Below are 6728 nucleotides of genomic sequence, written 5' to 3'. Positions count from 1 at the left end.
TAGATAAGTTTAATTTCCTTATAAGGTAGTTTATATCGTATGCCGGTTAATCAATATGTCTGTGTGTCGATCATTGGGATTGTCATGCTGGGTATTGATTAATTGGCATATTGCTTTATTGTAGAATTGTCACATTAGTAGAGATGAAAAAACTGCTGGAGTTCCTGATTCGGAAAAGGCATTGGTTTCTGTTCATATTGCTGGAAGTAGTTTCGCTGGCACTTGTTTACCGTAACAATGCGTATCAGCGGAATATCATACTTAGTTCGGCAAATGTAATAACAGGACATATTGCCTCTACATCCGGTTATGTAACTTCTTATTTGAATCTTCGTGAAATCAATAAGGAGTTGTTGGAACGTAATGGGCAGTTGGAGCTCGAATTGTTGGAACTGAGAGATCGCTTGGATATGATGACGGCAGACACTGTTACGTTTGCCGGTTTTGCTCCGGATTCTACAGAGCAGTTCCCTTATAGCTTTGTGATGGCGGAAGTTGTAAACAATAGTGTATCGCACTTATCCAACTATATTACCGTCAACAAAGGGCGTAAGGATGGTGTAGCTCCTGATATGGGAGTCGTTTCCGAGCGTGGAGTAGTAGGCATTGTTTCTACTGTATCAGACCATTTTGCAGTGGTGATACCTTTATTGAATCCGAAGTTCAGGTTAAGCTGCAAGGTGTTGGGAAGCAGTTATTTCGGTTCGTTAAGCTGGAATGGACGTAATGCCCAGTATGCCAATTTGGATGAGCTGCCTCGACATGTGGTTTTTGATAAAGGCGATACGATTGTAACAAGTGGCTATTCGGCTGTGTTCCCTGCCGGTATAATAGTAGGGGTCGTTTCTGATTTTAGGAAACAACATGATGATAATTTCTATTCATTGGAGGTGAAGCTGGCTACTAACTTCAGGACATTGAATGATGTCCGTATTATAAAGAATTACCGTCAGGCGGAACAATTGGATGTAGAACGAGAGGCTAAGAGAAATGATTAATAATTTATTACGGGGTCTGCTGTATTTTGTGGTGTTTGTATTGATTCAGGTGATTTTACTGAACAATATTCACTTTTTGCGTATCGCAACTCCGTTTCTATATCTCTATTTTATCATTAAGCTTCCGGTAGGAACGTCTCAGACCCAAGTCGTATTCTTTTCTTTTCTGATAGGGCTTGTGATTGATATGTTTTCCAATACTCCCGGAATGCATGCCGCCGCTTGTACGTTGGCTGGTTTCTCTCGTAGGCCTTTGATACGGTTCTTTATGGGTAAAGACCTTCCTGAAGGAATTTACCCTTCCTATAAAACATTTGGCTACGGGGGATTCTTCCGGTATGTGCTTTCATTTGTGATTATACAACATGTGACACTGTTCCTGATAGAATCTCTTACCCTTTTCGATCCGTTGTTTCTTGCCCTCCGCGTATGTGCGAGTGTATTGATGACAACGTTACTGATTTGCACGGTAGAAGCATTTAATGTAGAGTCCCAAAAAAGTGGAGAATAATGCAATGTACACAAACCGGCGCTATATAATAAGTAGTGCTGTTGTTTTACTGGTACTCATCTTTATTGTTCGTTTATTCTATTTACAGGTAGTAGATAATGATTATAAAGCATGGGCAGACAGTAATGCGTTCCTGAAAAAAACAATATATCCATCCAGAGGCATTATGTATGACCGGAATGGTAAATTACTGGTTTATAATCAACCGGCTTATGATGTGATGTTCATCATGCGTGAAGTCCAGCCTTTTGATACATTGGATTTCTGTAATATATTGGGAATAACCAAAGATATGTTCATAAAACGTATGGCAGACGTTAAGAATCGTCGTTTGAATCCGGGTTATTCGTCATATGTACCTCAGGTGTTTATGAATCAGGTATCCTCACGTGAATGTGGCGTGTTGCAAGAGAAGTTATATAAGTTTCCGGGCTTTTATATTCAGAATAGAACAATCCGGGAATATGAATACCCGTATGCCGCACATGTGTTGGGTACTATCGGGGAAGTAAATCGAAAAGATATTGAGAATGATAATTATTATGTACAGGGGGATAACTCGGGGCGTAGTGGTATTGAACAATCCTATGAGAAGGTATTACGTGGTGTAAAAGGGGTGGAAATATTACTTCGGGATGCTCACGGACGTATAAAAGGCCGTTACGAGGAAGGGAAATTTGATGTCGCACCTGTATCCGGAAAGAATCTGACTCTTTCGATTGACATGGAACTGCAAGAGTTGGGAGAAAGGCTAATGCAAAATAAAAGAGGCAGTATTGTAATGATAGAACCTTCAACGGGTGAGATATTGTGCATGGTTTCTTCCCCTTCATATGATCCTGGAATGTTGTCTGGCCGTCAGAGAGGTAAGAATCATAAACTGTTGGAGAAAAATCAAGACAAACCGTTGTTGAACAGGGCTATTATGGGTACATATCCTCCCGGATCTACATTTAAACCTACTCAGGCACTTACATTCCTGCAGGAAGGAGTGATTACAACAGAAACTCAATATACGTGTGCCCACGGATATACCTTTAGAGGAGGTAAGCCTGCTTGCCACGGACATGCTTCTCCACTAAATGTTGTATATGCTTTGGCAACTTCATGTAATTCCTTTTTTTGTTGGGGATTGCATGATATGATTGATAGTCGTAAGCGTTATGCTTCTGTTCAGGAAGGGTATGAAATCTGGAAAAACTATCTGGTATCAATGGGGTATGGTTATAAATTGGATGTTGATTTGCCGGGAGAGAAGCGAGGATTTATTCCTAATAGTAAATATTATGATAAGTATTACTCCGGACGTTGGAATTCCAGTACCATAATATCTATTGCTATCGGACAGGGGGAGATATTGGCTACCCCGTTGCAGATATGTAATCTGGCAGCTACTATTGCCAATAGAGGCTATTTTGTTGCGCCTCATGTTGTGAAAGAAATACAGGATACACCTTTGGATTCGATTTATACAGATAAACGCTATACGACAGTAGATAAGAAATATTATGAGATAGTGGCGGAAGGTATGCGTAATGCAGTTTTAGGAGGAACTTGCAGGCGTGCTGCTATTCCGGGTATCGAAGTCTGTGGTAAGACAGGTACAGCCGAAAATCCTCATGGTAAAGACCATTCTGCTTTTATCGGGTTTGCTCCGTATCACGATCCGAAAGTTGCTGTATGTGTGTATGTCGAAAATGGAGGCTTTGGTGCTACCTATGGAGTTCCGATCGGCAAATTGATGATGGAGAAATATTTATTGGGAGAGATACCGGAATCGGATAAGTTATTAGAGGAAACAATGGCAAATGCCGTAGTGTCGCCGAACATTTTATCATTACCTAATCGTGAGTTATAGAAGAACAGAAATATGGAAATCCATAGATTGGTTTACTGTCATACTTTATGTGTTGATGGTGGTAGCCGGTTGGTTTAGCATCTGTGGTGCCAGCTATGAATTTGATAATGTAGGGCTATTTGATATCGCAGGCCGTCCGGGTTCTCAGTTGATGTGGATGGGGTTGTCTGTTGGAATCATCTTTGTCATTTTGATGTTAGAGAGTGACTTCTTTGATGTGTTTGCCTATCTAATTTATGCTGTCGTTATCCTTTTGTTGATTGCTACTATATTCTTAGCTCCGAATATTAAAGGTTCGCATTCCTGGCTCGTATTAGGGCCTATTCGTTTACAACCTGCGGAATTTGCTAAGTTCGCTACGGCATTGGCTGTTGCTAAATTAATGAATATCTATGGCTTTAAATTGACAGTCCCGAAGAACTTTCTGATTGTTTTAGTGCTGATATTTTTGCCTATGGTATGTATCCTTTTGCAGAAGGAGACAGGCTCGGCATTAGTTTATCTGGCTTTCTTTCTGATGTTATACAGGGAAGGTATGTCGGGATATATTTTGTTGGCCGGAGTTTGCGCGGTTGTCTTTTTTGTTACGGAGATGAAATATTCGGAAGTTATTGTCGGCATTACGTCGATGGGAGAATTTATCGTCTCGAATATAATATTAGCTATAACAATGGTGTTGGTCTATCTGGAACGAAAAGATAATAAGGCTGCGTTTATTATGTTGATTGGTATAGCAACAGCGTATGTGGCAGGTTATATTACTTCTTTATTTATTCCGGTAGACTTTGCTTTGATAGCAGAAGGCTTAGTATTACTTTCCGTTCTGTATCTGATATACTTATCCGCGAGGAATTGGGTTTGGCATTATATCCTTATCGGCTTTTTCGCTTTGGCCTCGTTAGCCTTTTTGTTTTCGGTGGATTATGTTTTCAATAATGTGCTTGAACCTCATCAGCAGATACGTATTAAAGTCTCTTTAGGACTTGAAGATGATCCGAGTGGGGCAGGTTATAACGTTAATCAGTCCAAGATTGCGATTGGCTCGGGCGGCCTTACAGGGAAAGGCTTCCTGAACGGTACGCAAACAAAGCTAAAATACGTGCCGGAGCAGGATACCGACTTTATCTTCTGTACAGTAGGGGAAGAACAGGGGTTTGTAGGAGCTACAGCCGTATTGATTTTATTCGGTATATTTATAATTCGTCTTATTATGCTGGCCGAAAGACAGGGAAACACTTTCAGGCGGGTTTACGGGTATAGTGTTGCCTCTATCTTCTTTTTTCATTTGGCCATTAACGTAGGGATGGTTACCGGACTTACTCCGGTGATTGGTATTCCTTTGCCTTTCTTTAGTTATGGAGGCTCTTCATTGTGGGGATTTACTATCCTGTTGTTTATTTTTCTTCGTTTGGACGCTTCAAGAAATGACCGGTAATAACGAAAGCGTTATTGGGCTTTTTCTACTCTGAAACCAATTTCTTGAATGCCGGAAAGTTTATCATTTCTCATACCTTGCCGGAAGCTGAAAGTATATTGTCCTTCATAAGGAAATACGTAATTTGTCCGGATAGGAAAACTGGATTGGAATAGAGAAATACCGTGTCCATGCCATTTTCCATATTCATTAGCCAGCATACACTCTATCGTATCTCTCTTTAGCGGACCTATAGGTAGTTCTTCTTTGCAGAACAACCATAGATTTTGATAAGGATATAAGTTGTTATTCCGTACTTCCAGTGTCAGGTTATATGGAACGGATATATCCGTAACCAGGAAAGTGAAATAATACTCCTTATCCTTTTCCCACGTTGTGTTATCTATTGCCTGGTATTGATCGTACAAAGCTTGATTTTCGCAGGAAAAGAATAAGAGGCTGATAAAAGCTGTTATGATACTCCTAAGCTTCAAGCTTGTTTTCCGGTTTATTCCCCGGTCTGGCTGGTTGCTGAGATTTGTCATTATTTACAGATTTCTCATTGTTATTATTTCCTTTCGGCCTCTGCTTCGGACGGTTATTATTCCGGTTATTGTTGTTATTGTTCCGGTTGTTATTTCTATTATTACCGTTTTCATTATTTACGGGAGCAGCACTCGTATTGTTTTCAGTTTCATTATTTGTACTGTTCGTTTCCCCGCCGCCATTATTACGCTTCTTTTTCTTCTTCTTAACAGAATCAAAACGCGTTACACTGTCTTGACCTAAGATATCTTGAGAATCTTTTTTAGGAGGTTGCGGTTTTGTATCTGCTTCCAGTGAAATCGGCTTCATGCCTTTCTTATTCATGTTGATAACATCAAAAGCGCGGTTGGCTGATATAGTTATCAGGTTTGCTGCAAAAGCCTTGTCTGTAGAATAAGTAATTTCACGTTTGAAAATATCGGTTTTGAAGTGATAATAAGTATTGTCTTTTGTTTCCAATGAAATCTCACGGGAAGGCAAACGCTTCTGTGCTTCTACGTAAGTATCTACTTCGTAGTTAATGCAACATTTTAGCTTGGCGCATTGACCTGCCAGTTTTTGAGGATTCATGGAAATATCCTGATAGCGGGCAGCTCCTGTTGCTACGGAAACAAAGCTTGTCATCCAACTGGAACAGCAAAGTTCTCGTCCGCAAGGTCCAATACCGCCAATACGTCCTGCTTCTTGACGGGCGCCTATTTGTTTCATCTCGATACGAACCCGGAAAGCCTCTGCCAATACTTTAATAAGCTGACGAAAGTCTACACGCTCATCCGCAATGTAGTAAAAGATTGCTTTGTTGCCGTCTCCCTGATATTCAACATCACCAATTTTCATATTTAAGCCTAAATCGGCGGCAATTTGTCGGGAGCGGATCATTGTAGCATGTTCTTTGCCTTTTGCTTCTTCGTACTTCTCAATATCGGTAGGTTTTGCTTTGCGATAGATTTTCTTGGGTTCAGAACCATCCCCGGTACGTACATTGTTCTTTTTCATTTGCAAGAGAACCAATTTACCGGTAAGAGTAACTGTTCCTATGTCATGTCCGGGACTTGCTTCAACGGCTACCATGTCTCCTTTTTCAAGAGGAATCTTGGTGTTGTTCAAATAATAGCCTTTACGTGTATTCTTGAATTGTACTTCAACGAAGTCGGTTGCGTTTTCGGCATCCGGCACATCGCAAAGCCAGTCGTATGTATTAAGTTTTGTATTTTGTACTTTGCTGCATCCTTTTCTTCCCATGCAGCAACTTCCTGTATTTAGTTTAAAATCCATTTTACTAGGTTGTATATATGTGTGTTTATGCAATGTACAATTATGCAAAAATAATTATTTATTCTAACACTTCCGCAAGAGTGGATGAAAATAAACAAAAAGCCCGGCAGTAAACGTTCACTACCG

6 protein-coding genes are annotated in these 6728 nt (G+C 40.3%); 4 read left to right on the top strand and 2 right to left on the bottom strand.

Going from position 1 to position 6728, the window contains the following annotated elements:
- The first annotated feature begins 143 nt into the window (after positions 1-143).
- From mreC to rodA, 4 genes are read left to right on the top strand one after another with little or no spacing between them, the layout of a single operon-like run.
- A complete protein-coding gene (gene mreC, locus C1721_RS00870; RefSeq protein ID WP_102406289.1) occupies positions 144-998 on the top strand; it encodes a rod shape-determining protein MreC in 855 nt (284 codons plus the stop codon).
- Positions 991-1509, top strand: coding sequence for a rod shape-determining protein MreD (mreD, locus tag C1721_RS00865; protein WP_102406287.1), 519 nt, complete (start codon positions 991-993; stop codon positions 1507-1509). Before mreC ends, mreD begins: the two co-directional genes overlap by 8 nt.
- Positions 1499-3367, top strand: coding sequence for a penicillin-binding protein 2 (gene mrdA / locus C1721_RS00860; RefSeq protein WP_102406285.1), 1869 nt, complete (start codon positions 1499-1501; stop codon positions 3365-3367). The genes mreD and mrdA overlap by 11 nt, the downstream gene beginning before the upstream one ends.
- Entirely contained in the window at positions 3357-4802 is a 1446-nt protein-coding gene (rodA, locus tag C1721_RS00855) for a rod shape-determining protein RodA (RefSeq protein ID WP_102406283.1), read from the top strand. Before mrdA ends, rodA begins: the two co-directional genes overlap by 11 nt.
- A gap of 11 nt (positions 4803-4813) precedes the next feature.
- On the opposite strand, the gene gldH is transcribed toward rodA, so the two are convergent.
- Positions 4814-5275, bottom strand: coding sequence for a gliding motility lipoprotein GldH (gene gldH, locus C1721_RS00850; RefSeq protein ID WP_234347233.1), 462 nt, complete (start codon positions 5273-5275; stop codon positions 4814-4816).
- A complete protein-coding gene (locus C1721_RS00845) occupies positions 5265-6602 on the bottom strand; it encodes a PSP1 domain-containing protein (RefSeq protein ID WP_102406279.1) in 1338 nt (445 codons plus the stop codon). The genes gldH and C1721_RS00845 overlap by 11 nt, the downstream gene beginning before the upstream one ends.
- Positions 6603-6728 lie beyond the last annotated feature (126 nt).

This window comes from Parabacteroides bouchesdurhonensis, assembly GCF_900186615.1.
Lineage (GTDB): Bacteria > Bacteroidota > Bacteroidia > Bacteroidales > Tannerellaceae > Parabacteroides > Parabacteroides bouchesdurhonensis.
Note: the sequence above shows the minus strand (reverse complement) of the source record. Positions and strands in the feature narration are given on the sequence as shown.